At 60.4% G+C, this 25,880-nt stretch carries 24 protein-coding genes and 1 pseudogene; 13 read left to right on the forward strand and 12 right to left on the reverse strand.

What is annotated here, in order from left to right; genetic code table 11:
• Positions 1 to 315: 315 nt before the first annotated feature.
• The 4 genes from IE038_RS22600 to IE038_RS22615 form a co-directional block, all read right to left on the reverse strand.
• A complete protein-coding gene (locus IE038_RS22600; protein ID WP_163939685.1) occupies positions 316 to 1,647 on the reverse strand; it encodes an imelysin family protein in 1,332 nt (443 codons plus the stop codon).
• Positions 1,648 to 1,786: 139 nt separating this feature from the next.
• Positions 1,787 to 3,838, reverse strand: a complete 2,052-nt coding sequence (locus tag IE038_RS22605) for a putative bifunctional diguanylate cyclase/phosphodiesterase (RefSeq protein WP_189396331.1) — start codon at positions 3,836 to 3,838, stop codon at positions 1,787 to 1,789.
• Positions 3,839 to 4,117: 279 nt separating this feature from the next.
• Entirely contained in the window at positions 4,118 to 4,714 is a 597-nt protein-coding gene (locus IE038_RS22610) for a superoxide dismutase (protein WP_163939688.1), read from the reverse strand.
• 193 nt (positions 4,715 to 4,907) lie between these two features.
• A complete protein-coding gene (locus IE038_RS22615) occupies positions 4,908 to 5,507 on the reverse strand; it encodes a LysE/ArgO family amino acid transporter (protein WP_189396332.1) in 600 nt (199 codons plus the stop codon).
• A gap of 133 nt (positions 5,508 to 5,640) precedes the next feature.
• Between IE038_RS22615 and IE038_RS22620 the strand changes: the two genes are divergently transcribed.
• From IE038_RS22620 to IE038_RS22630, 3 genes are all read left to right on the forward strand, one after another.
• Complete coding sequence (locus IE038_RS22620) at positions 5,641 to 6,531, forward strand: LysR family transcriptional regulator ArgP (protein WP_163939690.1); 891 nt, start codon at positions 5,641 to 5,643, stop codon at positions 6,529 to 6,531.
• 49 nt (positions 6,532 to 6,580) lie between these two features.
• Complete coding sequence (locus IE038_RS22625) at positions 6,581 to 7,576, forward strand: NAD-dependent epimerase/dehydratase family protein (RefSeq protein ID WP_189396333.1); 996 nt, start codon at positions 6,581 to 6,583, stop codon at positions 7,574 to 7,576.
• A gap of 88 nt (positions 7,577 to 7,664) precedes the next feature.
• The gene (locus IE038_RS22630; RefSeq protein WP_163939692.1) at positions 7,665 to 8,489 is read left to right on the forward strand and encodes an ATPase; all 825 of its coding nucleotides are present in this window, start codon (positions 7,665 to 7,667) and stop codon (positions 8,487 to 8,489) included.
• Between the two features lie 66 nt (positions 8,490 to 8,555).
• Here IE038_RS22630 and IE038_RS22635 read toward each other — a convergent pair whose 3' ends face one another.
• From IE038_RS22635 to IE038_RS22645, 3 genes are read right to left on the reverse strand one after another with little or no spacing between them, the layout of a single operon-like run.
• Positions 8,556 to 9,605 (reverse strand): alkene reductase, encoded by a 1,050-nt coding sequence (locus IE038_RS22635; protein WP_163939694.1) that lies wholly within the window; start codon positions 9,603 to 9,605, stop codon positions 8,556 to 8,558.
• A 20-nt stretch (positions 9,606 to 9,625) separates the two neighbouring features.
• Positions 9,626 to 10,795, reverse strand: coding sequence for an MFS transporter (locus IE038_RS22640; RefSeq protein WP_189396334.1), 1,170 nt, complete (start codon positions 10,793 to 10,795; stop codon positions 9,626 to 9,628).
• A gap of 12 nt (positions 10,796 to 10,807) precedes the next feature.
• The gene (locus IE038_RS22645) at positions 10,808 to 11,110 is read right to left on the reverse strand and encodes an ArsR/SmtB family transcription factor (RefSeq protein ID WP_099775692.1); all 303 of its coding nucleotides are present in this window, start codon (positions 11,108 to 11,110) and stop codon (positions 10,808 to 10,810) included.
• A gap of 154 nt (positions 11,111 to 11,264) precedes the next feature.
• On the opposite strand from IE038_RS22645, the gene IE038_RS22650 reads away from it, so the two are divergent.
• Complete coding sequence (locus IE038_RS22650) at positions 11,265 to 11,840, forward strand: acyl carrier protein phosphodiesterase (protein ID WP_163939696.1); 576 nt, start codon at positions 11,265 to 11,267, stop codon at positions 11,838 to 11,840.
• A 1,131-nt stretch (positions 11,841 to 12,971) separates the two neighbouring features.
• On the opposite strand, the gene IE038_RS22655 is transcribed toward IE038_RS22650, so the two are convergent.
• Both IE038_RS22655 and olsB read right to left on the reverse strand, forming a co-directional pair.
• Entirely contained in the window at positions 12,972 to 13,757 is a 786-nt protein-coding gene (locus IE038_RS22655; RefSeq protein ID WP_189396335.1) for a lysophospholipid acyltransferase family protein, read from the reverse strand.
• A complete protein-coding gene (olsB, locus tag IE038_RS22660; RefSeq protein WP_163931357.1) occupies positions 13,757 to 14,512 on the reverse strand; it encodes an L-ornithine N(alpha)-acyltransferase in 756 nt (251 codons plus the stop codon). The genes IE038_RS22655 and olsB overlap by 1 nt, the downstream gene beginning before the upstream one ends.
• A gap of 134 nt (positions 14,513 to 14,646) precedes the next feature.
• Here olsB and IE038_RS22665 point away from each other — a divergent pair, with 134 nt between their 5' ends.
• The 7 genes from IE038_RS22665 to IE038_RS22695 all read left to right on the forward strand — a co-directional run bounded on the left by IE038_RS22665 (position 14,647) and on the right by IE038_RS22695 (position 19,729).
• The gene (locus IE038_RS22665) at positions 14,647 to 15,534 is read left to right on the forward strand and encodes an acyl-CoA dehydrogenase middle domain-containing protein (protein WP_163931354.1); all 888 of its coding nucleotides are present in this window, start codon (positions 14,647 to 14,649) and stop codon (positions 15,532 to 15,534) included.
• A 44-nt stretch (positions 15,535 to 15,578) separates the two neighbouring features.
• Positions 15,579 to 16,667 carry a serine hydrolase domain-containing protein gene (locus IE038_RS22670; RefSeq protein WP_189396336.1) on the forward strand — a complete coding sequence of 363 codons (1,089 nt, stop codon included), beginning with the start codon at positions 15,579 to 15,581 and terminating at the stop codon, positions 16,665 to 16,667.
• Positions 16,664 to 16,960 (forward strand): amidase, encoded by a 297-nt coding sequence (locus IE038_RS22675; RefSeq protein WP_163931352.1) that lies wholly within the window; start codon positions 16,664 to 16,666, stop codon positions 16,958 to 16,960. The genes IE038_RS22670 and IE038_RS22675 overlap by 4 nt, the downstream gene beginning before the upstream one ends.
• Before the next feature lie 45 nt (positions 16,961 to 17,005).
• The gene (locus IE038_RS22680) at positions 17,006 to 17,587 is read left to right on the forward strand and encodes a YceI family protein (RefSeq protein ID WP_189396337.1); all 582 of its coding nucleotides are present in this window, start codon (positions 17,006 to 17,008) and stop codon (positions 17,585 to 17,587) included.
• A 1-nt stretch (position 17,588) separates the two neighbouring features.
• The gene (locus IE038_RS22685) at positions 17,589 to 18,746 is read left to right on the forward strand and encodes a phospholipase D-like domain-containing protein (protein ID WP_163931349.1); all 1,158 of its coding nucleotides are present in this window, start codon (positions 17,589 to 17,591) and stop codon (positions 18,744 to 18,746) included.
• A 94-nt stretch (positions 18,747 to 18,840) separates the two neighbouring features.
• Positions 18,841 to 19,422: a DJ-1/PfpI family protein gene (locus IE038_RS22690; RefSeq protein WP_163931346.1), complete on the forward strand. Its 582-nt coding sequence runs from the start codon at positions 18,841 to 18,843 to the stop codon at positions 19,420 to 19,422.
• Between the two features lie 10 nt (positions 19,423 to 19,432).
• Positions 19,433 to 19,729: a ribbon-helix-helix domain-containing protein gene (locus IE038_RS22695; RefSeq protein WP_163931343.1), complete on the forward strand. Its 297-nt coding sequence runs from the start codon at positions 19,433 to 19,435 to the stop codon at positions 19,727 to 19,729.
• A gap of 93 nt (positions 19,730 to 19,822) precedes the next feature.
• Here the strand turns inward: IE038_RS22695 and IE038_RS22700 are convergent, their stop codons facing one another.
• Complete coding sequence (locus tag IE038_RS22700) at positions 19,823 to 21,346, reverse strand: fumarate hydratase (protein WP_163931340.1); 1,524 nt, start codon at positions 21,344 to 21,346, stop codon at positions 19,823 to 19,825.
• 297 nt (positions 21,347 to 21,643) lie between these two features.
• Between IE038_RS22700 and IE038_RS22705 the strand changes: the two genes are divergently transcribed.
• Both IE038_RS22705 and IE038_RS22710 read left to right on the forward strand, forming a co-directional pair.
• Positions 21,644 to 22,756: a GGDEF domain-containing protein gene (locus IE038_RS22705; protein ID WP_163931337.1), complete on the forward strand. Its 1,113-nt coding sequence runs from the start codon at positions 21,644 to 21,646 to the stop codon at positions 22,754 to 22,756.
• Positions 22,749 to 23,687, forward strand: coding sequence for an iron-sulfur-binding ferredoxin reductase (locus tag IE038_RS22710; RefSeq protein WP_163931334.1), 939 nt, complete (start codon positions 22,749 to 22,751; stop codon positions 23,685 to 23,687). Before IE038_RS22705 ends, IE038_RS22710 begins: the two co-directional genes overlap by 8 nt.
• Before the next feature lie 27 nt (positions 23,688 to 23,714).
• On the opposite strand, the gene IE038_RS22715 is transcribed toward IE038_RS22710, so the two are convergent.
• Positions 23,715 to 24,671 carry a DUF6708 domain-containing protein gene (locus IE038_RS22715; protein WP_163931360.1) on the reverse strand — a complete coding sequence of 319 codons (957 nt, stop codon included), beginning with the start codon at positions 24,669 to 24,671 and terminating at the stop codon, positions 23,715 to 23,717.
• Positions 24,668 to 25,880, reverse strand: a pseudogene (locus IE038_RS22720) (toxin VasX); the annotation flags it as partial. The gene IE038_RS22715 and the pseudogene IE038_RS22720, both read right to left, overlap by 4 nt.

The raw sequence follows: 25,880 nt of genomic DNA on the forward strand, positions 1-25,880 counted from the left end.
ACTGTATTGGGTAGACATGGCAACACCTTACATCAGGTGTTGCACTTGCTCCTTGAGGCCGCCCTTCCTGTGTTCATGTAGGGCGCACGGTAATATCTGTGCAAGCCCGCTCGTTAGAGTTGAACACTCCGACGGTGCGATATCAATGCGCAAGGGTGACAGTAATGTGTAGGAGGCGGGATGTTAGGCGTGAGGCTTATTGGCGTGTCGGTGTGCGAGAGCGTGTTGCGCGGGCGTAAAGTTTAAAGGGCATAAAGCAAAATGCCCGATGCAGGCATCGGGCATTTTGTTTACGACCGTGAATTAAAGGACGGATCAGAATTCGTGATCGGCGGTGTCCGGCTTCAGGTCGTTGATCCCCAGCTTGGCCGCTGCCTGCTCAATGGCGCCAGTCTGTTTGACCAAGGCAGCAATGGCATTACGGATGATCTGGTTACCGGCAGTGTTGTCGGCAGCGATCAGTTGATCGTAGTGCTCGCCTTTGACGGCATGGTCGACGATGACCTGCAGTTTTGCCTCGGTGGCTTCCAGGTCGGCCTTGAGGGTAGCGTCTGCCGCTGGATCGGCCTTGGCCACCAGCGATGACAGGCTTGGTCCGGTCAGCTTGGTGCCGTCGGCTCGGGTGTACTCGCCCAGGTAGACGTTACGGATGCCTTTGGCATCGTAGAAGTGCGAGTAGTGAGTGTTGTCGCTGAAGCAGTCTTGCTCGTCTTCAGGGGAGTTGGCTTCCAGGGAAACCTTCATGCGTTCACCCGCCAGCTCACCCAGAGACAGGCTACCCATGCCGAACAGCATCTTGCGCAAACCATCGGTGACTGGCTCGGCTTCCAGGGTGGCCCGGTAGTTGTCAGCAACGCCTGGTTTCCAGTTGCCGACCATGGTTTCCAGGTCGTCGACCAGCAGTTGTGTGACGGCCTTGAGGTAAGCGCGGCGACGTTCGTTGTGGCCACCGGTGGCACCTTTGCCTTCCAGGTAGTCCGATGCCGGACGAGCGCCAGCGCCTAGGCCGGTGCCGTTCAGGTCCTGGCCCCAGAGCAGGAACTCGATGGCATGGTAGCCGGTGGCGACGTTGGCTTCGGAACCGCCCAGTTCGTTCAGGCTGGCCAGCTTCTCGGGGGTGATGTCCTTGACGTCGACCTTGTCTTCACCCACCTGGATCTCGGTGTTGGCAATGATGTTGGCAGTGCCGCCCGGGTTGCCCAGGGCATGCTCATAGCCGGCGTCGACATAGTCGATCAGGCCTTCGTCCAGGGGCCAGGCATTCACCTGACCTTCCCAGTCGTCGATGATGGTGTTGCCGAAGCGGAACGTTTCGCTCTGCAGGTATGGAACACGCGCAGCGACCCAGGCGGCCTTGGCGGCCTTGAGGGTTTCATCGTTGGGGGTGGCGAGGAAGGCATCGATGGCGCCTTGCAGGGTTTTGGCGGTGCTCAGGGAATCGCTGAAGACGGTGTAGACCATCTCGGTGTAGTGCTTGATCACGGCCTTGCTGGCGGCTTCGTCAAGTGCACCTGCGGCAGGGGCGGCAGCACTGGCGGCAGGTGCCTGTGCTTGCGGCGCGCTGGCCTTGTCCTTGCTATCGCCGCAACCGGCGAGAGAGATGGCAATGGCCAACAGACTGGCGGTGGCCAGAGGCATACGAATCATGGCGATTTCCTGCGTCGAGAAGTTGAACAGGTGTGCGGGTGCACGCGAAACTGCAACATAATGCGAAAGATTTGCATTTGATGTAAAGAGGCAGCACATAAATATTCAAATGCTTGGCATCTGGCGTTGTGCGTGTGAGTCAGAGGGTTGAAACCTGACTGCGATTGGCCTGTTTGAGGAACGTGGTCAGTTCTCGAGCGGGTAGCGGCTTGCTGTAGTGGTAGCCCTGGCCTTCATGGCAGCCCTGGGCAACGATGTAGGCCTCCTGCTCGGCCGTTTCAACACCCTCGGCAATGACCTGCATGCCCAGGCTCTTGCCAAGCTGGATGATGGCCCGAACGATGGTGGCGTCATCATCGTCCTCGAACAGGTCTTGAACGAAGCTCTTGTCGATCTTGATCTTGTCCAGAGGCAGCGACTTCAGGTAACTGAGTGACGAGTAGCCGGTCCCAAAGTCATCAATGGCGATCATTGCACCGGAGCGGCGCAGGCTCAGCAAGTGCTGTGCCGCAGTGCTGATGTCTTCCATCAGGCCGGTTTCGGTGACTTCCAGTTCCAGGCTGCGTGGCGGCAGGCGGTAGATCTGCAACAGGTTGTTTACCACCCGTGGCAGTTCATTGTGGTGCAGTTGCACGGTGGAAAGGTTGACGGCCATGCGCAGTTCGCTGAAGCCCTGGTCATGCCACTCGCGCAGTTGACGGCAAGCCTGGTCGAGTACCCACTCGCCGATGCTGATGATATTGCCGTTCTGCTCGGCCAAGGGGATGAACTGGTCGGGCGGTACCATGCCCAATTCGGGATGCTGCCAACGGATCAGTGCTTCAACCCCGACGACCCGGTGGTCGCGATAGCTGATCTGCGGCTGGTAGACCAAGAACAACTGGTTGCGTGGCAGGGCTTCGCGCAGGTCTTTTTCCAGTTCACGGCGGCGCCGCATCTCGCTGTCGACACTGGCAATGTAGAACTGGTAGCGGTTGCGTGAGCGGGTCTTGGCCAGCGTCATGGTCTGCTCGGCCTTTTGCAGCAACTTCTCGGTGCTGTCGCCATCTTCCGGGAACAGGGTGATGCCGATGGTCGCACGCAGGCGAATGTCCTGATGGTCCAGCGCGAACGCGGCTTCCAGGTCATCGAGGATGCTTTGCGCCAGCTCTGCGGCCTCGTAGGGTTGCTCGATATCGGCTTGAACCAGTGCGAACTGGTCGCCACCGAGTCTGGCAAGGGCGCCCAGGCGGCCACTGTGTGCACGCAGGCGGTCGGCCAGTGCCAGCAGCAACTGGTCGCCGGTCTGGTAGCTGAATTGTTCGTTGATACTCTTGAAATCATCCAGGCCAACGCACAACACGGCCACGCGACGCTGCAGGCGTCCAGCGTCGACCAGAATCTTGTCCAACTGCTGTTGCAGTTGCTGGCGGTTCGGCAGCCCGGTCAGAAAATCATATTGGGCCATGCGCTGCAGGCTGTTCTCGGCTTCATGGCGCAGGTGGGTATTGCGTTCAATGGAGGCCAGCAACTGGTTGGCGGTATTGACCCACAACCCCAATTCGTTTTTTTCGTGCCCTTTCAGCAGCGGCAATTTGTGTTGGCTTGGGCGGTCCGGATTGATCTGGGTGAGATGGTTGATGATCTTTGAGAGAGGTTTGGTCAGCAACCAGTGGTAGACCAGGTACAACACCAGGCCCATGGCCAGGGCGCGCAACACGCCGGAAATAAAGATGATCACCGAGCTGACGATAAAGTCCTGGCCGTAAGTCGCGGTGTCCAGGGTAATGCTCAGGTCGCCGTAATACTCACTGTACGGACCTCGACCAATCAATGGCGTCTTGAAGGTCTTTTGCTGGCCCAGAATCAGGTCGGTCAACCAGCGGGTCTTCAACTCCTGCAATGGCCGGTTCTTTTCGGCAAGCATGGTTTCGTTGGGATGGCCGATGGCCGCCATGCGCACCGATTGGTCCTGGAACAGGCCTTCGATGACCTGCATGCCCATTTCCCGGTCGAGGCTATAGACCGCCTGCGTAGAGGGGTCGCGGAACATGTCCAGGATACGCTGAGCATCGGTCGCGACTGCCTGACGTGTCTTGTAGGCGTCGAACACGATCTGCGCGCAGCTAAGTACTACACCGACGACCAGCGCCGAGAGCAACACTACCCTGAGCAACTTGACCGATAAGCTGTTCTTGAGTTCCAGCTTCAATGGGGTTTCCTTAATCCATGCGCATGGCATCATTTTGCCATCAAACTTGGCAATCCACTATCGGCCTTCAACACGTTATTCGACCTTCTGAGCAATTTCGTCAGAAGTCGGTGATCCGTGTGTCTCTGTATCGGTTGCAAGGCCTCGCGACTTTAGTGTGGGGAGACAACTTTCCCACGCCTTGATGTTAGCGCGGTATCGGTCCGCGGCAAGCGCATAGATTGGCAGGATATGCGAAAAAAAACCCGGCCAGGCCGGGTTTTTTCAAAGCAGCTGCATTCAGGCAGTGAAGGTTTTGCCTTCGAACTGCTCAGCAACGAACTTCCAGTTGACCAGGTTCCAGAACGCCTCGACGTACTTTGGACGCAGGTTACGGTAGTCGATGTAGTAGGCGTGTTCCCAGACGTCGCAGGTCAGCAGCGGGGTATCGCCATTGGTCAGCGGGTTGCCGGCACCAATGGTGCTGGCCAGTGCCAGGGAACCATCAGCTTTCTTCACCAGCCAGCCCCAGCCCGAACCGAAGGTGCCGACGGAGGTCTTGGTGAACTCTTCCTTGAACTTGTCGAAGGAGCCGAATGCAGCGTTGATGGCTTCAGCCAGGGCGCCGGTTGGTTGACCGCCAGCGTTTGGCGCCAGGCAGTTCCAGTAGAAGGTGTGGTTCCAGACCTGAGCGGCGTTGTTGAAGATACCGCCCGAGGAGGTCTTGACGATCTCTTCCAGGGTCTTGCCTTCGAACTCGGTGCCAGGCACCAGGTTGTTCAGGTTCACGACATAGGTGTTGTGGTGCTTGTCGTGGTGGAACTCCAGGGTTTCTTTGGAGATGTGCGGCTGCAGGGCGTCGTGTGCATATGGCAGCGGCGGCAGTTCAAAAGCCATGGTGATTCTCCTAATCAGGTCTGTTGCGGTGAGCGCAAGGCCGATCACGGGCGGCCGGAAGTGCATCGGCGAGTCTGTACTCTTTGCGACGCAGGGTCCGGATCATAGCACCGGACCCCAGGGTTAACCACGCAACAAGTGTGTGGGAAAGAGGTTCCAGAGCCTTCTTCCGGTTTTAGGTGGCGATGTTGTCTCAGCCCAGGATCAGTTGTGCGGCTACCGCAAACATCATGACCGCTACCATGAGATCGAGCATCCGCCAGGTATTCGGGCGGGCCAGCCAGGGCGCCAGCCACGCGGCGCACAGTGCGAGGGTGAAGAACCACAGGGCCGAGGCACTGGCGGCGCCGGCCACATAGGCACCCGGCATGGTTTGCTGGGCACCGAGCGAGCCGATCAACAGCACGGTGTCCAGATACACATGCGGGTTTAGCAGCGTGACCGCCAAGGCACTGAGCAGTACTGCCTGGCGCGAGCGTTGCCCTTGGCCTTCGGCGTGTTGCAGGCTCTGTTGTGAGCAGGCACGTATCAGCGCTTTGCTGGCGTACCAGATCAGGAAAACCGCGCCGCCCCAGCGGGCGACGGCCAATAGTGTGGGGTTCTGGGCCAGCACCGTCGCCAGGCCGAAGACGCCAGCGGCCACCAGGATTGCGTCACACACGACACACAGCATGGCCACCGGCAGGTGATGTTCACGACGCAGGCTTTGGGCGAGAACGAAGGCGTTCTGGGCGCCGATGGCCATGATCAGGCCAAATGCGACCAACAGGCCGTTTAGATAACTTTGCCACATAGAAAGCACTCCGCAGACGACTGCCGTTGCCTCTTGTCAGGCGACGTGGCAGATAAAAGAAGATGCTGGTGATTCTGGGCAAAACAGCGGTATAAGAAAAACAAATAAAGCTGATCTAGCATTAGGAAAAATAATGTTCGATTACAAATTGCTCTCGGCCCTTGCTGCGGTGGTCGAACAGGCGGGCTTTGAGCGTGCCGCGCAGGTGCTGGGTTTATCGCAGTCGGCCATCTCGCAGCGGATCAAGTTGCTTGAGGCCCGGGTGGGCCAGCCTGTGCTGATAAGGGCCACGCCGCCGGGCCCGACCGAGATCGGCCGGCGTCTACTCAACCACGTACAGCAGGTACGGTTGTTGGAGCGCGATCTGCAACGGCAGGTGCCGGCATTGGACGAGGAGGGCATGCCCGAGCGTCTGCGCATTGCGTTGAACGCCGACAGCCTGGCGACCTGGTGGGCGGGAGCGGTGGGTGAATTCTGCGCCGAGCAGCGCTTGCTGCTGGACATGGTGGTGGAGGATCAGGACGTCGGTCTCAAGCGCATGCGTGCTGGTGAAGTGGCCGCCTGCCTGTGTGGCAGCGAGCGTCCGGTGGCAGGTGCCCGCAGCCTGTTGCTGGGTGCAATGCGTTACCGGGCGTTGGCGAGCCCGGCGTTCATGGCGCGCCACTTTGCCAATGGCTTCGAGGTCACACGGTTGTCGCGTACGCCAGCACTGGTGTTCGGCCCAGACGATTTTCTGCAGCACCGTTACCTGGCGTCTCTGGGAATCCAGGAAGGCTTTCTGCACCATTTATGCCCGTCTTCGGAGGGCTTTCTACGAATGACTGAGGCCGGTCTTGGGTGGGGGCTGGTGCCTGAGTTGCAGGTGCGCGAGCAGCTTGAATCGGGACGCCTGGTAGAAATTCTTCCTGATACCCCTATCGATGTGCCGTTGTACTGGCATCATTGGCGTAATGGCGGGCAATTGCTCGGGCAATTGACTGAACACCTGGCGACGACAGCCCGGCAATGGTTGGTGCCCTTGTAGGCGCGGCTCGCGTCTGCAGCATCTGGGATATTTCTAAGCGGAGTGGTTCATGCGAATTCTGGTCACCGGCGCAAGCGGCTTTATTGGCGGGCGCTTTGCGCGCCATGCGCTGGAGCAAGGCCTGGATGTCAGGGTCAATGGCCGACGCGCTGAGGGTGTCGAACACCTGGTACGCCGTGGCGCGCAGTTCATTGCAGGCGATCTGGGCGATCCTGAGCTGGCTCGGCGGTTGTGCCAGGGCGTTGATGCCGTGGTGCACTGTGCGGGGGCCGTGGGGCACTGGGGGCGTTACCAGGACTTTCATCAAGGCAATGTCGTGGTCACCGAAAATGTGGTTGAAGCCTGCCTGAAAGAACATGTCCGACGTTTGGTGCACCTGTCATCACCATCGATCTACTTCGATGGCCGGTCGCACAGTGGCATTACCGAAAATCAGGTGCCGCGGCGTTTCTATGATCACTACGCGAGCACCAAGTTTCTCGCTGAGCAGAAGGTCTTCGGTGCTCAGGAGTTTGGCCTTGAAGTACTGGCCCTGCGTCCGCGCTTTGTTACTGGTGCGGGGGATGTCAGTATTTTCCCGCGCCTGCTGCAGATGCAGCGCAAGCGACGGCTGGCCATTGTGGGTAATGGCTTGAACAAGGTCGATTTCACCAGTGTGCAGAACCTCAACGAGGCGTTGTTCAGCGCCTTGCACGTGGGGGATGAAGCATTGGGCCAGGCGTACAACATCAGCAACGGGCAGCCCCAGCCCATTTGGGATGTGATCAATTATGTGATGCGGCAGATGCAGGTGCCGCAGGTGACGCGCTACCGCTCGTTCGGCCTGGCGTACAGCCTGGCGGCGTTGAACGAAGGGGCTTGCCTGCTGTGGCCCGGTCGCCCGCAGCCGACCTTGTCGCGCCTGGGAATGCAGGTGATGAACAAGGATTTCACCCTGGACATCAGCCGAGCCAGGCATCTACTTGACTACCGTCCGACGGTCAGTCTTTGGGCGGCACTGGATGAGTTTTGTGGTTGGTGGAAAGCCCAGCACGTGAACCACTGAACCGATCGGTTTGCAGATGGTCGATCAGTGCGGCCCTCGGGCGGTTTATACTAATGCTCATTTGCTATCACGGCGGTTGAAAGTACCCATGCGTAACGATGCCCATGACGATTTTGATGATGTCCCAAGCCTGAGGGCCGAGACGCGTGATCACAACGACTTCGCGCCGGCTGCAGCGTCGCCCCATGCAGGCGTGCGTCAGCCAGCCCGCAAGGGCGGTGCGACAGGGCCGCTCTGGGCGTTGCTGGGGGCATCCTTCATTACACTGGCCGGGCTTGGCTGGTGGAGTTTTCAGCAAATCTCGTTGATGGAGCAGCAACTGGTTGCCACCCAGGAAAGTTTTGCCCGCATTAGCGAAGACGCGGCGGGACGCCTTCAGGCCATCAGTGGCAAGGTCGCCGCCAGTGAGTCCACCGTGACCACCGGCAGTGAAGCGCTGAAGCTGCAGATCAAGCAGTTGCAAGCCAGCCTGGCAGAGCAACACAAGCAGCAGCAAGGGGTCGCCGGTCAGCAGGGTGATTTAGGCAAGCGTCTGGAGCAGGCGCTGGCGCAGGCCAGTGAGCAGCAGGCAGCCAATGCTCAGGTGCAGGCCCAGCTCAAGGCGGTCACGGCCGAGCTGGCAGCATTGAAGGCGGCCCAGGCCGAGTCTGACAAGCTCGACGCCCAGCTCAAGGGGTTGTCGGCTGACGTCGCGGCATTGAAGAAGCAAGGTAATCCCAGTGCGGCTATCGAACGCCTTGAGCAAGAGCTGATTGTGCTCAAGAGCGAGCAGGAACACCGCCCGGCCGCGAGTGCTGGCGCAGGGACGAATACGGCGGAGTTCGATGCCTTCCGTGGCCAGGTGACACGGAACATTAATACGCTGCAAAGTCAGATACAGAACCTGCAACAGCAGATCAACGCGCGGCCGTGAAGCCGCGGTTGAGCTGACCATCTGCCAGGCGCCCGATGCGTGCTGGGCAACCTTGGTCGCGTTGAGTTACATCCGTGGGTAGTCGATGTACCCGACTGGCCCCTTGCCATAGAAGGTTTCCGGATGCGCTTCATTCCACGGTGCATCGGCCTGAAGGCGTGCGGGCAGGTCCGGGTTGGCAATGAATGGAATGCCAAAGGCCACCGCATCGGCCTTGCCGCTGGCCAGGGCGGCGCTGGCAGAGGCTTTGTCAAAGCGTTCATTGACGATGTAAGGGCCGCCAAACGCAGCCTTGATCAACGGGCCGATGCTGTCGTCGGCTTCTTTTTCCCGTGAGCAAATGAAGGCGATACCCCGTTTGCCCAGTTCGCGGGCAACGTAGGTGAAGGTTTCGGCACGGTTAGCGTCGCCCATGTCATGGGCATCGGCGCGTGGCGCCAGGTGCATGCCGACACGTTCTGCCCCCCAGACCTCGATCACGGCATCGGTCACTTCCAGCATCAACCGCGCGCGGTTTTCCAGTGAGCCACCGTACTGGTCGGTGCGCTGGTTGGTGCTGCTCTGCAGGAACTGGTCGAGCAGGTAGCCATTGGCGCCGTGGATCTCGACGCCGTCGAAGCCCGCCGCCTTGGCATTTTCCGCACCCGTGCGATAGGCCTCGATGATGTCGGCAATCTCTGCGGTTTCCAGCGCCCGAGGGGTTGGGAACTCGCTGATGGGGCGTACCAGGCTGACATGGCCTTTGGGTTGAATGGCGCTTGGCGCCACCGGTGTTTCACCATTCAGGTAGCTGGGGTGGGAAATGCGCCCAACATGCCACAGCTGCAGGAATATCCGCCCACCGGCGGCATGTACGGCCTTGGTGATTTGCGTCCAGCCCCGAACCTGATCATTGGACCAGATACCGGGTGTGTCCGGGTAGCCGACGCCCATGGGCGTTACCGAGGTGGCTTCACTGAGGATCAGCCCGGCGCTGGCCCGTTGTACATAGTATTCAGCCATCAGCGCATTGGGTACCCGGCCCTCATCCGCGCGGCAGCGGGTTAGCGGAGCCATGATGATGCGGTTCGGCAATTGCAGATCGCCGAGGGTAATGGGGTCGAAAAGCGTTGTCATGTGCGTAGACCTCGTTGCAATCAGTGAGTGGCAGGTGCCAGTTCGGCGTTGTCGCTGTTCTGGCTGAAGGTAATCAGGGTGACGATCAGGGCTAGCACCGCCAGTACGGCGGCAGCCAGTGGAACGCGGGTCAGGCCCAGGCCTTGGTCGATAACTGTGCCGCCGACCCAGGCGCCGAGGGCGTTGCCCAGGTTGAAGGCGCCGATGTTCAGGGTCGACACCAGGTTGGGGGCGGCTTTACCGAAGCTCACCACGTTGACCTGCAGGGCCGGCACGGCAGCGAAGGCGGCGGTGGCCCAAAGGAACAAGGTGATTTCGGCAGGGATCAAGGCCGTGCTGGTCCAGGACAGCGCGGTACTGATCAGTGCCATGGCTGCGAACACACCCACCAGGGTGGCGCCCAGGCGACGATCAGCCAGTTTGCCGCCAAGGATGTTGCCCACCGTCAGGCCCAGGCCGATCAGCAGCAGGGTCCAGGTCACGCCCCGCGGGCTGATGCCCGTGACATCACCGAGCAGTGGTGCAACGTAAGTGAAGAGGGCAAACATCGAGGCGGAAAACAACACGGTCATCGACAGCGATAGCCAGATGCCCGCACCTTTGAGGGCAACCATTTCCGAACGCATGTCGAGTTTTTCTTCATCGCGTTTGTTGGGCAGGAAGCGGATCAGGCCAAACAGGGCCACGACACCGATCAGGGTGACCGCCCAGAAGGTCGAGCGCCAGCCCGCTACCTGGCCCAGTGCGGTACCCAGTGGTACGCCGAGGACATTGGCCAGTGTCAGGCCGGTAAACATCAAGGCCACGGCCGACGCGCGGCGATTGGCCGGTACAAGGTTTGCTGCCACTACCGAGCCGATACCGAAGAACGCCCCGTGACACAGGGCGGTGACCACCCGGGCGAACATCAGTACGTTGTAATCACTGGCCAGTGCACACAGCAGGTTACCGATGATGAAAATACCCATCAGGGCAACCAGGGCGGCCTTGCGTGGCAACCTGGCGGTGGCCAGTGCCATGAACGGTGCGCCGATTGCCACGCCCAGGGCGTAGCCGGTCACCAGCCAGCCGGCGCCGGGAATCGAGACACCCAGGTCGGCAGCGACATCGGGCAGCAGGCCCATGATGACGAATTCGGTTGTGCCGATAGCAAACGCGCTCAGTGCCAGTATCAGTAAGGGAAGCGGCATCGAAGGTCCTTGTCAGAGCTCTTGGCTCATTTGCTTGAGGAACGCCTGAATGGTGTCCTCATTGCGTTTGAAGAAATGCCACTGCCCGATCTTCTGGCTGCTGATCAGCCCTGCGCGTTGCAGGGTTGCCAGGTGTGCCGACACGGTTGACTGCGAGAGACCGCAGCGTTGATCGATCTGTCCTGCGCAGACACCGTACTCAGTGCTGTGCTGCTGATCGGGAAACTGCACGTGTGGGTCTTTCAGCCAGTTGAGGATTTCTCGCCGTACTGGGTGGGCCAGGGCTTTTATTATTTCGTCGAGATCAAGGGGCATGGTGGTGGCTCATTAGGGAGTAACGGTATATCGCGATGTAGCGAAATATAAATCGGTATTTCGCGATATGCAAATATGAAGAGGTTCTTAGAGGCGATTAAATCGTTATATCGGGTTATAACGATATCTTCTGGCCAAGTGCTAAACTGCGCCCATGAACTACCTTGCGCATCTCCATCTGGGCGGCCAGCAACCCGAGCAATTGCTCGGCAGTCTGTATGGCGACTTTGTCAAAGGACCGCTGGACGGTCGTTTTTCGTTGCCGCTTGAAGCCGCCATCCGCCTGCACCGACAGATCGATGTATTCACGGACAGTCACCCTTTGGTACATGAGGCTCTGGGACGTTTCCCGCGTGAGCGTCGGCGCTATGCAGGGATCATCCTTGATGTGTTTTTCGATCATTGCCTGGCGCGGGACTGGCTTGATTATGCCGATCAGCCGTTGGCGCAATTTACCCATCGAGTCTATGGGGTATTGGCCGAGCAGCCGGTGTTGCCTGGTCGCCTGGCGCAGATAGCCCCTTACATGGTGGCCAACGACTGGCTGGGCTCGTACCGTGAATTTGCAGTGTTGGAGCAGGTACTCCGGGGCATCGCTCGGCGGCTGTCGCGCCCCGAGGGGCTCGAGGGCGCCTGGGAGGAGGTGCAAACACTCTACGAGCCTCTGCGGGAGGACTTTCGGCTGTTCTACCCGCAGTTGCAGGCCTTCGCGCAACAGGCTCGGCGCTAAGCTTAATCGGACAAGCGAAGCAGCGAGCACCTGCGAGTGCTCTGCTTTTCAGTACGCGGAATGTCAGACGCCACAGGACGTCCCTTCAGTAGGCTGAGTGGAGCCATCGCGTAGTGGGGGCGAGGCAAGGATACCTGGCAAGGGCTGATGGGCCATGGATGGCCCGTCGGCGCGTCCACACGGGAGCGATGGCGCAAGGAAGGCACCCGAAGCGCAGCGTAGGGCCGCATGTCGGGACAGGGCGTTTTGCCCACTTTTGCGCCCTATCAAAAGTGGGTCGCCGTAAAGGGCGAAACCAGCCGGTGGTGCCGACGCAGGGAATGGATATGCTCACGAGGTGAGAGCCAATAGCCACAAACATGCGTCGCCTCTGATGGAGGCAGGCATATCCGTTTGCGATGTTGGGCCTGATACCCCGTTCCGCCCTTACGGCGTGTCACTTTTGAGGGCAAAAGTGACCAAAACCCCTCGTCCCAACATCCGGCCCTACGCTGCGCTGCGGGTCCTCTCACTCCGGCAGTGCTCCCGCCGGGACCGCGCTGAAGGGCCTTCCTGGCCCTCAGCCCTTGCCAGGCATCCTTGCCTGGCACCCAGCTACGCACCGCCTGCATTCGACCTCCTGAAGGGACAATTTGGCGGCGCCTGCAGATTCAGTGCATGAAAAAGCATTGCCCAAAAGCCCAAGCGAAGCCGCGAGCATCTGCTTTTCAGTGCGCGGAATGTCAGACGCCGCAGGACGTCCCTTCAGAAGGCTGAGTGGAGTCATCGCGGAGTGGGGTGCGAGGCAGGGATGCCTCGCAAGTGCTGATGGGCCATGGATGGCCCGTCGGCGCGTCCACACGGGAGCGATGGCGTAAGGAAGGCACCCGAAGCGCAGCGTAGGGCCGGATGTCGGGACAGGGCGTTTTGCCCACTTTTGCGCCCTATCAAAAGTGGGTCGCCGTAAAAGGCGAAACCAGCCGGTGGTGCCACTACCGGGAATGGATATGTTCACGAGGTGAGAGCCAATAGCCACAAACGACCCCCTGAAGGGGCGATTTGGCGGTGCCGGCAGGTTCAGCATATGGAAAGGCACCGCCGGCAAGACCGGCTCAGGCCATGTCGCGCCCTTGAATGAACAGCATTACGGCACTAAGCGGCCTTGGCTCGCCGTTGCGGCATGGCTTCCGGGGGCTGGCCGTACAGTGCGCGATGCACGGCCTGCTGGGCGTTCAGGGCCAGTACAGCACGCTCCTGGCCATGGCTGGCGATGGGTTCAAGCAGATGAATCTCGACCTCGGCACGTTCGTGGCGGAACAGGCGCAGCAGGTGGGAGAGCAAGTCGTCATCACCGATAAAGGGCGCAATGGCGTCTACTTCGCCATTGCGCAGGTAGCGCAAGGCGACCGGTTGCACAGGTATTCCGGTGTCAATGGCACTGGCCAGCAGGCGGCCGTGAAAGGTGCGCAGGCTGCGTCCGTCGGTGGTGGTGCCTTCCGGGAATATCAGCAGGTCGCACTGTTGCTGCAGGTGCTGGCTGATCTGCTTGCGCAGCAATTGGCTGTCGCCGCCTCCCCGGCGAATGAACAGCGTGCCGGCCTTGTGCGCCAACCATCCGGCTACCGGCCAGGTACGCACTTCGGCCTTGGACAGGAACGCCAGCGGGGTAACCATGCCGAGCAGCGGAATGTCGGTCCATGACACATGATTACTCACCCAGAGCATGGGTTGTTGCGGCAGGTTACCCACCACCCTGACCTTGAAGGGCAGGGCATTGCTCAGTTGACGCATGAACAACTGCGACCAGCGTTGTCGGCGCTGTAGCGAGGGGTTCAGGCGAAGGCGTTCGTAAAGGCTGAACACGCTTGCCATGCCCAGCCCTAGCAGAACCACCAACAGCAGGCGCAGGACGCGTCCCTGGACGCGCAGGCGCCGCATCAGACGGCCGCCTTGAAGTGGCGAGCGTAGCGCGGGCACAGGTCGTCGCGCTTGAGCAGGATGAACACGTCGGCGACTTGGAACGCTTCGTCCCAGCATGGCTCACCACAGATTTTCGCCCCCAGGCGCATATAGGCTTTGAGCAGAGGTGGCATTTCGGCGATGACGTTGCCTGGCAGGGCCAGGTTCGGCAGTGGCGTTTTCGGTTCTGCGCGCAGGTGCTCGGTACACAGGTAACGCTCACGCAGGCGTTGCATGATGGCATGGGCCTGAACGCCACCATCCTGCATGGGAATACTGGCGCAACCCATCAGGTAGCTGTATTGGCCTTCGTTGAGCACTTCAGCCAATTCGCTCCACAGTACGGCGATGGTGCCGCCGTTGCGGTAGGCCGGGTCGACGCAGGTACGGCCCAGTTCCAGGATCGGGCCGTGCAGATGGCCGAGGCCGTGCAGGCTGAATTCCTCTTCACTGTAAAAGCGACCCAGCGTGCGAGCCGCCTGGTGATCCAGCAGGCGGGTGGTGGCCACCAGGCGCCCGCTGGTCAGGTCGCGTACACCGATATGCTGGCAGTGGGGGTCGTAGTCATCCCTGTCCAGACCGTGTTCTGCACCGTTTAGCCTGGCCTTGAATTCACGGCTGAACACGTTGAAGCGCAGAGCCTGTGCTTCCTGAAGGGCCTCCTGGCCGACCAGACGTTCGGCTTGCAGACGGCGTTCAGTGCTGTTGTCGCCAGAGCGAGCGTTCTGAGTCATTGCGAGTCTCCATAAGCCAGCCATGGGGTTGCGGCCGGTCGACTTTGTTGTGCAAAGTCAGCCTAGGTAGACGTGGTGTCACCTCGGTGAATGATTGGTGATGCTTCTATGACAGCCCCTTAAGGAGTACTTCAATGGCCTGGCTGGAACGGCTCAATCGCATGCCTGCTCAACCGCTACTGGCCTCGCTGGGTGACACCTACAGTGCGTTGCTCGAGCAGCTTGGCCCTTGCAGCCCATTTGAATTGGCGATTCTGGGCGGACGGGCAATGCCTACCCCTGGCTTGGCGTTCTTGCTTGGTTATCAGGCCGCGTTGCGGGTGCTTTGGCCCAGCGCACCACGCAGTCTTGGCGCCTTGTGCGCTAGCGAGCGGCGCAGCGTTCGCCCGGCCGATATGCAGACTCGACTTGATGAGCTGCGTCTGAGCGGCAGCAAGGACTTTGTCACTGCCGGGCTGGATGCCGACTGGCTGTTGGTGGCCGCCCGCAGCGAGGCTGCGGGTGAATCACCGCGCTTGAGCCTGGCTGTGGTTTACCCCGGAGAGCCGGGCGTCCAATTGGAATCGTTGCCAGCGCTGCCATTGATGCCGGAGGTCGGGCATGCCCGGCTGCACCTTGACCAGGCGCTGTGTGAGCGTCTGGCCGGTGATGGCTGGAATGCCTACGTCAAACCGTTTCGTACTCTTGAAGACCTGTATGTGCTCAGTGCCCTGTGTGCCTGGTTGTATGGTGTCGGCCAGCTCAGTGGATGGTCGCAGAGCCTCAAGTTAAGGCTGATCAGCCTGCTTGCCGGTTGTGCCGAAGGCAGCCGAATGTGTGCCGATAGCACGGCATGCCACCTGCTGCTGGGTGGGCTGTTTGCCCAGTTCACGGGCTTGCGGGAGGAGATCAACCGCGCGTTGCTGGTCAGCAATGGCGAGTGGGCCAGCTTCTGGCAACGCGACCAGGGCATCCTTGATATCGCCAGTGCCGCACGGGCCAAGCGCCTGGCCAAGGCCTGCGCGGCTGCGGGATTGTCATAGAAGCGGAATAGTCTGGGGCGGATCTACTGTCATGAGGTCCGGCCATGGGCAAGGCTGCGCTGCTGATCATTGCATTGAGTGTGTTGGCATGGGAGGGCCGTGCGGCTGAACATTGGCCCGACCCGGACTGGGCCTCGACCAGCGCGCCGATAAGCCCCGCATTGCAGGCACTGGAGGCCTACGCGTTTGCTCCGCGTGACGGCCATGGCCGTGAGGGGGTGCGAACGGATGCCTTGCTGGTCATCCACGACGGGCGCATCGTGTATGAGCGCTACGTGGCACCGACCTCGGCGCAGACCCGCCATCTGACCTGGTCGATCAGCAAGAGTGTGCTGGCGACGGTACTGGGTGTTGCATACGGCCAAGGGCGCTTCAACCTGCAGGACCCGGTGGCGCGTTATTACGCGCCGATGCAGGCTCACCCAATGGTGCGCATTGAGGACCTGCTGCACTGGGCCAGTGGCCTTGAGTGGCAAGAGGATTACGAATATGCGCCGCTCAACTCTTCGGTCGTGGCCATGCTCTATACCCGAGGGCGGGCGGATATGGCAGCCTACGCTGCCAGCGGTGCGCGTGCTGTCGCCCCCGGTGAGCGCTTTCTCTACTCCAGTGGCGACAGTAACCTGTTGGCGGCGGCCCTGCGTGGCATGGTCGGTAGCGATGATTATGCCTGGCAGGCCCTGTTCCAGCCGTTGGGAATCACTCAGGCAACCTGGGAACGGGATGCCAGGGGTACATTGGTCGGCTCTTCTTACCTGTACTTGAGCGCCCGTGACCTGGCTCGCATTGGTTTGCTGATGTTGCGTGACGGCCGCTGGCAGGGGCAGCCGTTGCTGCCGCCTGAATGGGTGGCGTTCAACCGCCAGCCGTTTACGACGGCGAGCACGGCTCCCGGTGAAGCAACGCCCGGTGGCCACTGGTGGTTGAATGCAGCTGTTGCAGGTAGAACCAGGCCCTGGCCAGATGCGCCCGCCGAGACGTTTGCTGCCTTGGGGCATTGGGGCCAGGCACTCTATGTGTTGCCAGCACAGAAATTGGTGATCGTGCGCTACGCGGATGATCGCGATGGGCGCTATCAGCATAACGAACTGCTCAAGCGGGCCCTCGCTGCCTTCGCTGGAGAACAACCATGAAGCGTGGGTTCCTGGCGCTGCTGATCATCGCGTGCACTTGGGCGGGGTGGCATCGGGAGGCGTTACTGGCGTTTCCTGGCGTGCTTAGTGCCTACTCTGCCAAGGAGTACTGTTCCTGCCGATATGTGATGGCCTTTCCTGTCGAGTATTGCCGTGCTTATGTTCAGCAGTACCTGCCGCTGAGTACGCTGCGCGACGAGCCGTCCTTGCACCTGGTCAGTGCTACAGGGCTGGGGCGCAGCAATCGCGCCGCGTGGCAAGGCCCGAGGGAGGGCTGTCGCTTGCTGCCATGAGGGCGTGCAGGTAAGGTTGGCGGCTACTGTGCCTATGGATTTCACATGTTCAAATCGCCCCGTCTCTTCCTCGCTCTACTTGCAGTATTGGCCTTGCCGGTCCAGGCCAATTGGTACCTGGACAACGAATCGTCGCGGCTGTCCTTTATCACCAATAAAAATGGTGATGTCACGGAAGTCCATCGTTTCCTGGTGTTGCATGGCAAGGTCGATAGCAAAGGCGCGGCTCAGTTGCAGATCGAAATGGACTCGGTCAATAGCGGCATCCCATTGCGTGATGAGCGCATGCGTAAAGACCTGTTCGAGGTCGCCCGATTTCCCGATGCGCTGATTCGCGCCCAGCTTGACCTGCGACCGATCAAAGACCTGGCCAACGGCGCCCAACTGGAGCTGCGTTTGCCGGTGACGGTCAGCTTGCATGGTAAAGACCATAGTTACAGCGCCCAGTTACTGGCGACGCGGCTTGATGAGCGGCGCTTCCAGGTGGTAACGCTGGAGCCGCTGATGCTGCGCGCCGAAGAGTTCGACCTGGCACCGGGCCTGGATGCCTTGCGCAAGGTTGCCGGGCTGCAGTCCATCAGCCTGTCGGTTCCGGTGGGTGCAGTGCTGATTTTCACGGCGCGCTGAGATGGCCGGGCCGGTCTTTCCCTGGCGCGGGGGTAACCAGTTCGAGTTACTGATCGACGGCCCCGAGTTTTTCCCGCGCATGCTCACGGCCATCGTCCGAGCCCAGCATCAAGTGGATCTGGAACTCTATCTGGTTGAAGCCGGTGCTTGCGCTGAGGCAATGGTGGCAGCGTTGGTTCAGGCCGCAGAGCGCGGGGTGCAGGTGCGCTGCCTGTTCGATGATTACGGATCGTTGGCGTTTACGCTGAGCTTGCGTCAACGACTGTTGGCGGCGGGTGTCGAATTGCGCTGGTACAACCGGCTGAGCTGGCGCCGTGGTGTGCGCAACCTCTACCGCGATCACCGCAAGTTGCTTTTGGTCGACCAAGCATGGGCTGTTGTGGGCGGCACGGGTGTCACCGATCAGTTCTGGACCCCAGGTGAGGACGTCAGCGAGTGGCACGAGGTCATGGTCGAGATGCGCGGGCCGTTGCTGGCGGACTGGCAGATGCTGTTCGACCGTCAATGGCGTGCCAACTTGCGCCGCACGGCCTGGCGCCCACCGACGCATTTTGGTTTGCCGCGTGTGCCTCGCGTGCCGCCAAGCGGGCAAGGGCAGGGCCGAGTGGCGTACGCCGATGCCCGGCAACACCGCGATATTCTGCAATCGCTGGTGCGTGCACTGAACCGTGGGCAGCGCCGGGTCTGGTTGGCGACACCGTATTTTCTGCCGACCTGGAAGGTTCGTCGTTCATTGCGACGTGCGGCTGCACGGGGCGTCGATGTGCGTCTGTTACTGACCGGGCCGCGTACCGATCATCCGTCGGTGCGTTATGCGGGGCATCGCTATTACCCGCGCTTATTGCGTGCCGGGGTGAAAATCTTTGAGTACCAACCCTGCTTCCTGCATTTGAAAATGGTGCTGATCGACGATTGGGTGAGCATCGGCTCGTGCAATTTTGATCATTGGAACCTGCATTTCAACCTTGAAGCCAACCTTGAGGCGCTTGATCCGCCGTTGACCGCTGCAGTAGCCGCCAGCTTCGAGCGAGACTTTGCCCAAAGCACGGTCATCGACCTTGAGCATTGGCACGCCCGGCCCTGGTGGAAGCGTGTTCAGCAGCGGATGTGGGGTTGGCTGGATCGTCTGGTGGTCAACCTGCTGAATCGGCGCGACTGAACGGGAGCCTGTAGTAGCAGACTATTACCCGGCGTTGGCTGTAGAGGGCTATCGTGATGGAGAACTTTTCCCCTGTACCCAAGGAGTCTGCGAAATGGCCGCGAAGAAAATCCTGATGCTGGTTGGCGATTACGTCGAAGATTACGAAGTGATGGTGCCGTTCCAGGCATTATCGATGGTCGGCCATACCGTACACGCCGTGTGCCCGGGCAAGGCGGCCGGGCAAACGGTGCGTACGGCAATCCATGATTTCGAGGGTGACCAGACCTACAGCGAGAAGCCTGGGCACAACTTTGCCCTGAACTTCGACTTCACCAAGGTGCGTGCCGAAGATTACGACGCGCTGGTCATTCCGGGTGGGCGAGCGCCAGAGTACCTGCGCCTGAATGAGCACGTGTTGCAACTGGTCAAGGCCATCAATCAGGCGGGCAAGCCGATTGCGGCGGTCTGCCACGGTGCCCAGTTGCTTGCTGCTGCGGGCGTACTTAACGGTCGTGAGTGCAGTGCTTACCCGGCGTGTGCGCCGGAAGTGCGTCTGGCGGGTGGTCAGTACATCGACATCGACGTAACCCAGGCCCATGTTCAGGGCAACCTGGCTACAGCGCCTGCGTGGCCAGCACACCCGGCCTGGCTGGCCGGCTTCCTGGGCCTGCTGGGCACCCGGATCACGCTCTGAAGGAGGCGGTATGTGCGAGCTCTACGTGAAGGCCGATCCCATTCTGTACGAGTCGCGCAGCCGCTCTTTGCGCATTCGCGGGGTCGTGACCACGGTGCGGCTTGAGAACCAGTGCTGGGATGTATTGCAGGAGATCGCCGAGGTCGATGGTATGACCGTCAATCAGCTGATCACGAAACTGTATGAAGAAGTGCTGGCCTACCGTGGCGAAGTGGTGAATTTTGCTTCGTTTCTGCGGGTAAGCTGCATTCGTTACCTGAGTCAGCGTCAGGTGACAGCGCCTGTATCGCTGCGGGTGGTGGGATAAACCGTCGGGGCGGTGATCGCCGACAAGGCCAACGCCCATAGGCACCGACCTTGCCGGCGATGAGGCCCTGCTGGGCCTCTACCGTCTTGACGCTTACTTCACTTCTACAGCCAGGCTTTCGGCGATCTTGTGTTGCCAGATCGCTGGACCGGTGATGTGAACCGACTCACCTTTGCTGTCGACCGCGACGGTAACAGGCATGTCCTTGACCTCGAACTCGTAGATCGCTTCCATGCCCAGTTCGGCGAAGGCCAGTACTTTGGATTTCTTGATCGCCTGGGCGACCAGGTAGGCCGCACCGCCAACCGCCATCAGGTAGACGGCCTTGTTGTCCTTGATCGCCTCGATTGCAGTCGGGCCGCGCTCGGACTTGCCGATCATGCCCAGCAGACCGGTTTGCTCAAGGATCTGGCGGGTGAACTTGTCCATCCGCGTAGCCGTGGTTGGACCAGCAGGGCCAACGACTTCGTCACCGACCGGGTCGACCGGGCCGACGTAGTAGATGAAGCGGCCCTTGAGGTCTACAGGCAGCTCTTCACCGTTGTTCAGCATCTCGACCATGCGCTTGTGCGCAGCGTCACGACCGGTGAGCATCTTGCCGTTGAGCAGAATGGTTTCGCCCGGCTTCCAGCTTTGCACATCTTCCGGCGTCAGGGTGTCGAGATCGACGCGGCGAGCCGATGGACCTGCTTCCCAGACGATTTCCGGGTAGGCGTCCAGCGAAGGTGCTTCCAGTTCTGCCGGGCCCGAACCGTCGAGCACGAAGTGTGCGTGACGGGTCGCGGCGCAGTTCGGGATCATGCACACAGGCAGCGAGGCTGCGTGGGTTGGGTAATCCATGATCTTGACGTCGAGTACCGTGGTCAGACCACCCAGGCCCTGAGCACCGATGCCCAGTTGGTTGACCTTCTCGAACAGCTCCAGGCGCAGTTCCTCGATACGGTTCTGTGGGCCGCGGGCTTTGAGCTCATGGATGTCGATGGACTCCATCAGTACTTCCTTGGCCATGACGGCGGCTTTCTCGGCAGTACCGCCGATGCCAATGCCGAGCATGCCAGGTGGACACCAGCCAGCACCCATGGTCGGAACGGTCTTGAGCACCCAGTCAACGATCGAGTCGGACGGGTTGAGCATGGCCATCTTCGATTTGTTCTCGGAGCCGCCGCCCTTGGCAGCCACATCCACTTCCACGGTGTTGCCTGGAACGATGGAGTAGTGGATCACCGCCGGGGTGTTGTCCTTGGTGTTCTTGCGAGCGCCAGCCGGGTCGGCCAGGATCGAAGCACGCAGGACGTTCTCCGGCAGGTTGTAGGCGCGACGAACGCCTTCGTTGATCATGTCGTCCAGGCTCATGGTGGCGCCATCCCAGCGCACGTCCATACCAACGCGCACAAAAACGGTGACGATGCCGGTGTCCTGGCAAATTGGCCGGTGGCCAGTAGCGCACATGCGCGAGTTGATCAGGATCTGGGCGATGGAGTCACGGGCAGCTGGCGACTCTTCGCGCAGGTAGGCCTCGTGCATGGCCTGGATGAAGTCCACGGGGTGGTAATAGGAAATAAACTGCAGAGCGTCGGCAACGCTCTGAATCAGGTCGTCTTGCTTGATCACGGTCATGCAGCGCGCTCCTCTTAAAGACGGGAACATTCAATAAGGAGTTTCGACGCAAACGGGCTGTCGAAACGACTTTCAAGGCGCGCCGACGAGAGCTGGCGACGCAAAAAAGGCGCCGCAGTATAGCGTGCATCGGCAGTCGATACACGTTTGTGTCGTGCAACAAAGGTCGGCAGCGGGCAGGCATCGATTTTGCGTGGTACGTCAGTGCAAGCATGGTAATTATTGTGTTCAGCGCCTAAAGTGGCCTCTGGCCATATTCCCATTCGTCGCCTTCACGGGCAGCACGGTGAGTCACCTGTGACCGAAACAGCGCTGCAGAAGCTACTCCTCAAGCGTTTCCTTCTGGCTGCCAGCACCTACTCACTGGTCGTGGCGCTGGCCTGGGTGGCGTTTCTGTGCGGTCATTTCCTGGCACCACCCAGTTTGCTGGTGGCTGGCAGTGGGCTGATGCTGATGACCCAGGTGCTGCTGGGCCTGGTTTTTCTCAGTGGGGTCAACCTGCGCTTCAGGGACCCTAGCCTTACCGAGTTGCAAATCGTCCTGGCATTGATCGGGCTGACCTGGCTGTTGGCCCACTTGGGGCAGGCGCGTGGGACCTTCATGGTCGTCTACCCAGTGATCCTGATGTTTGGCCTGTTCCATTTACGTGGTTGTGCATTTGTTCGCTGCGCCGCGTGGGTGTTTGGGTGTTTCCTCGTGTTGAATGGCTGGGAAGGCCTCACCGGTCGGATGGCCAACCCATCGCTTGCGCTTCTGCAAGGCAGTGCACTGCTCATGGTACTGATCTGGTTGTGCCTGTATGCCCGCTATGTACAAGCCTCGCGTCAACGTATACGCAAACATCGCTTCGCCCTCCAGGCCCATCAGGACACGTTGCGTGGAATGATGCGTCAACTGGAGGAATTGGTGGCCACTGACGAGTTGACCGGCCTGTTCAATCGCCGGCATTTTCTGCGCCTGGCTGAGCAGGTGTCGGGGCAAATGGGGGCGGGCAGCCAGCACGGGCTGGCGCTGATCGATCTCGATCATTTCAAGCGTATCAACGACCTCTATGGACATGCGGCCGGTGACCAGGTGCTTCAGACGTTCGCCCGCATTGCCCGGGCGTGTTTACGTGAAACCGATATCGTTGCGCGTTACGGCGGGGAAGAGTTTGTCTTGCTACTGCCAAACTGCAGCGTCGAGCAGCTATCCGTGTGTTGCGAGCGCCTGCGACAGGCCTTTGCCGAAGCGGATCCGGCAGCGATCATGTTGCCAGGCTTGCATTTGAGCTTGTCGGCGGGCATGACCTTGCTCACCGAAGGCGATGATCTTGACGCAGCCTTGCACCGTGCGGACCAAGCCCTCTATCGTGCCAAGCATGGTGGCCGCAATCGCTGCCTGCCAGCCTGGGAGTACGCCGATGCCTGAATTGTGCGCAGGGGAGCATTGCTGGGCCGTGGCATCGGGCAGCAACCTGCTTGATGCCCTGAATGATGCCGGTATGGCCATCCCCTACAGCTGTCGTGCCGGCAGTTGCCATGCCTGCTTGGTGCGGTGCCTGGAGGGGTTGCCGACCGATACCAACCCCACTGCGCTGGCCGAGGAGAAGCGTCAGGAAGGCTGGCGGTTGGCGTGCCAGTGCCGGGTCGATCAGGACCTGCGCATTGCAAGGTTTGATCCCCTTGAGGACGGTCTCCCTGCTGAAATCGTGGCACTCGACTGGCTCGCCCCTGAGGTGTTGCGCCTGCGTGTAGTGCCGCTCAAACCGTTGCGTTACCAGGCCGGCCAGCACCTGGTGTTGTGGACGGACACCGGCGTTGCCCGGCCTTACTCGTTGGCAAGCCTGCCGGGCGAGGAGGGTTTCCTGGAGTTTCACATCGACTGCCGCCGACCTGGCCTGTTTTGCGATGCGGCTCGACACCTGCGCGTAGGTGAAATGCTGCGCCTGGGGGAGTTGCGCGGCGGGGCGTTGCATTATGACGCGGACTGGCAAGAACGCCCGCTCTGGCTACTGGCCGCCGGCACAGGCTTGGCGCCACTGTGGGGTATTGTGCGCGAGGCCTTGCGCCAGGGTCATCGCGGGCCCCTTCGACTTGTGCACCTGGCGTCCGACCCACAGGCACATTACCTGGCAGCACCGTTGCAGGCGCTGGCGCAGGAGCACCCACTGCTGCAGATCGAATTGATCACCCCCGCGCAGTTGCCCGCTACATTGGCGGCATTGCGGCCACCCTCACGGCAAACCCTGGCCCTGGTCTGCGGAGCACCGAGCAGCGTGGAGCAATTCGCCCGCCGACTGTTCATTGCCGGTGTGCCGCGCAATCAGGTCTTTGCGGATACATTCACCGACCACGCCTGAAGTCTCTGGTACTTCCGAACTGGGCGGCTAGCTCGCCTGGCCGGTGTGTGCCGAAGCCGCCAGCGCCGCCTCACGTTCAGCGATTGCCGCTTCCAGCTCAGGTGAACGCTTGGCCCATTGTTCAGGCGGCAGGGGTTTTGACCATTCGCTGATCTCGGGGTAAGGCAGGCCCGGTGGCGGTATCAGCTTCTTTTCCTGAAGATAAAATGCCAGCGGTGACCCCAAGAGAAACAGAAATGCACTTTCCTTCAGCGCGACCAGCACGTTGCCCTTGAGCAACGCACGAGCAATCTCCGCCAGCAAGAACAGCAGCCAACCAAGCAGACTGCGGCCTGAGCTTTCCCCCTCGAAGTTACAGCGTGGAACTGCCTGCGGTCCAATCTCCATGTAGCTGCGTATGCACTCCCACAACGCCATCGCCGTGGTACCGCCACCGCAGTTGAAACCCAGGCTGAAATGCTGATTGCCTTCCTGTGCATTTGGATCGGGGTTGTCGAAGCCGATGACTAACAGCCCCATTTCCATTCGCCCCCCTTGGCTGACGGTCGAATGCTGGACGGCCGCTGCGGTCACCGATTCCCATGGCACAATCCAATACTCGCCGTCTTCGCGTGGAACGCAGACTTCGCGGCGCTGGCGGTTGAAGCGCAATGGCAAGGGGACTGGGCGGAACAGGCCGTGGATCATGATCAGTGCGGGGATACCTGTAATGATTCCTCCCACCATCAGTGTGAGCAGACTGCCCTCTGGTGAAATATTCCTAAAACCGTAAGCCAATCCCAGAAACATCATTACTAGGGGCCACAGCACCCCCACTCCTGACCCAATGCTGTAGCTCCCGATATCGAGATACACCTCATTCTTGCGCCAGATGGTGTTGAGCACATCCGCCGGTTGTTCACCGGTCGGGATCGCTAGGGGCGCCAGGTAGTCACGTTGTGAGAACAGGCGCTTCCTGGTTGTACCGGCTGAGGGTCTGCTCATTTTTGCCACGTCGGTTGCAGGTAGCTCGAGCATTGTTGCTGATCACTCAACAGGTAATGCCGGGCCCGGTCCAGATCCGGGGTGGGATCGTCACGCAGGGTGATGACCCCATCGTCCTGCGTGATGGTGAAGGCCACGCCCCGTTCGCCGCCAACAAAGGCGCCGTCGCCAAGCAGTGCGATCAGTGGCGTTCGGTAGTACACGCGCAGTGAAGCGTTAGCAGGCGGCAAGCTGAGGCCGCTGGACATGGAGAAGTCTCCGCATAAGCGCAGGCCTTGCCCCTCCTGGTGGGGGATCCAGGTGCATTGGCTATTTTCCAGCCAGTACATGCCGACATCGGACCAGGATCGCGGTGGTTTAGCGGTGCTGTATGGGTTTCTCTTCAGTTGCTCATGCCAGGTATCGCGATCGATCGGGTCGCCGATCATGGCCAGTGCCAGGTAGGTGCTGTGAGGTTCCGCACCCGGCAGGTCAAGGGCAAGACGCTTGATCACCGAAATATTGCGGATACCGCTGGCATCGCCGGAATACACCGTGGTGTTGAGCACTTCAACACTGACCTTCGGCGCATACAGGATGCGGTACAGCTGGGCGAACTCCCGCTGCTGCGCCTCGGGCGAAATGAGCCCCAGGTCGCGCGCCCGCCGTTTGGACCAGCAGCAGTTGGCGAGAAAGGCCTGCAATGGCTTTTGCTGGAAAAACCAGGCGATCAGGTACAGCACGCCCAGCCCGGCGATCAGTATCGTGACAGGCCCCATACACAGCGAATAACCTGCAATCGCGGCATCGACGGTCATGATGCCGAAAATGGCCCGCGCGGTGTACGTCATGCCCAAAAGAGCCTGCGCGCCAAAAGCGGCCATTTGTCCGCCAACGACCGCATGGCGCATTTCCAGCCAGGGATCGATGGAGTTTTGAGTGCTCTCCAATTGTTGTTTTAGGGACAGAAACTCCATTCCTGCCGCAGTTGCAGACAGCCCACCAATAACACCCCCAAAAAGTGTCAGAACAGGTGTCGTAAATGCCATCGGCCCTTTACCCGTAACAAACTCCTTAACCCCCAACCCCTTCCTGATCTGCATATCCACCACCGCCGTCAACGCCGCGCCGGCATACAGCGTCGCGGAAATCGTGTCGTTGATTCGCTGCTTATCCATCCCCTCCAGCGCACTGGCCTGGCTCAGGTGGCTATTGGCATTCCAGCTGTTG

The organism is Pseudomonas laurentiana, assembly GCF_014648275.1.
Classification (GTDB): Bacteria; Pseudomonadota; Gammaproteobacteria; order Pseudomonadales; family Pseudomonadaceae; genus Aquipseudomonas; species Aquipseudomonas laurentiana.

Excerpts from the sequence above, each read along its gene's own strand:
- IE038_RS22600 (WP_163939685.1), bottom strand. The coding sequence starts at position 1,647 with ATGATTCGTATGCCTCTGGCCACCGCCAGTCTGTTGGCCATTGCCATC.
- IE038_RS22610 (WP_163939688.1), bottom strand. The coding sequence starts at position 4,714 with ATGGCTTTTGAACTGCCGCCGCTGCCATATGCACACGACGCCCTGCAG.
- IE038_RS22615 (WP_189396332.1), bottom strand. The coding sequence starts at position 5,507 with ATGTGGCAAAGTTATCTAAACGGCCTGTTGGTCGCATTTGGCCTGATC.
- IE038_RS22620 (WP_163939690.1), top strand. The coding sequence starts at position 5,641 with ATGTTCGATTACAAATTGCTCTCGGCCCTTGCTGCGGTGGTCGAACAG.
- IE038_RS22625 (WP_189396333.1), top strand. The coding sequence starts at position 6,581 with ATGCGAATTCTGGTCACCGGCGCAAGCGGCTTTATTGGCGGGCGCTTT.
- IE038_RS22630 (WP_163939692.1), top strand. The coding sequence starts at position 7,665 with ATGCGTAACGATGCCCATGACGATTTTGATGATGTCCCAAGCCTGAGG.
- IE038_RS22635 (WP_163939694.1), bottom strand. The coding sequence starts at position 9,605 with ATGACAACGCTTTTCGACCCCATTACCCTCGGCGATCTGCAATTGCCG.
- IE038_RS22640 (WP_189396334.1), bottom strand. The coding sequence starts at position 10,795 with ATGCCGCTTCCCTTACTGATACTGGCACTGAGCGCGTTTGCTATCGGC.
- IE038_RS22645 (WP_099775692.1), bottom strand. The coding sequence starts at position 11,110 with ATGCCCCTTGATCTCGACGAAATAATAAAAGCCCTGGCCCACCCAGTA.
- IE038_RS22650 (WP_163939696.1), top strand. The coding sequence starts at position 11,265 with ATGAACTACCTTGCGCATCTCCATCTGGGCGGCCAGCAACCCGAGCAA.
- IE038_RS22655 (WP_189396335.1), bottom strand. The coding sequence starts at position 13,757 with ATGCGGCGCCTGCGCGTCCAGGGACGCGTCCTGCGCCTGCTGTTGGTG.
- olsB (WP_163931357.1), bottom strand. The coding sequence starts at position 14,512 with ATGACTCAGAACGCTCGCTCTGGCGACAACAGCACTGAACGCCGTCTG.
- IE038_RS22665 (WP_163931354.1), top strand. The coding sequence starts at position 14,647 with ATGGCCTGGCTGGAACGGCTCAATCGCATGCCTGCTCAACCGCTACTG.
- IE038_RS22670 (WP_189396336.1), top strand. The coding sequence starts at position 15,579 with ATGGGCAAGGCTGCGCTGCTGATCATTGCATTGAGTGTGTTGGCATGG.
- IE038_RS22675 (WP_163931352.1), top strand. The coding sequence starts at position 16,664 with ATGAAGCGTGGGTTCCTGGCGCTGCTGATCATCGCGTGCACTTGGGCG.
- IE038_RS22680 (WP_189396337.1), top strand. The coding sequence starts at position 17,006 with ATGTTCAAATCGCCCCGTCTCTTCCTCGCTCTACTTGCAGTATTGGCC.
- IE038_RS22685 (WP_163931349.1), top strand. The coding sequence starts at position 17,589 with ATGGCCGGGCCGGTCTTTCCCTGGCGCGGGGGTAACCAGTTCGAGTTA.
- IE038_RS22690 (WP_163931346.1), top strand. The coding sequence starts at position 18,841 with ATGGCCGCGAAGAAAATCCTGATGCTGGTTGGCGATTACGTCGAAGAT.
- IE038_RS22695 (WP_163931343.1), top strand. The coding sequence starts at position 19,433 with ATGTGCGAGCTCTACGTGAAGGCCGATCCCATTCTGTACGAGTCGCGC.
- IE038_RS22700 (WP_163931340.1), bottom strand. The coding sequence starts at position 21,346 with ATGACCGTGATCAAGCAAGACGACCTGATTCAGAGCGTTGCCGACGCT.
- IE038_RS22710 (WP_163931334.1), top strand. The coding sequence starts at position 22,749 with ATGCCTGAATTGTGCGCAGGGGAGCATTGCTGGGCCGTGGCATCGGGC.
- IE038_RS22715 (WP_163931360.1), bottom strand. The coding sequence starts at position 24,671 with ATGAGCAGACCCTCAGCCGGTACAACCAGGAAGCGCCTGTTCTCACAA.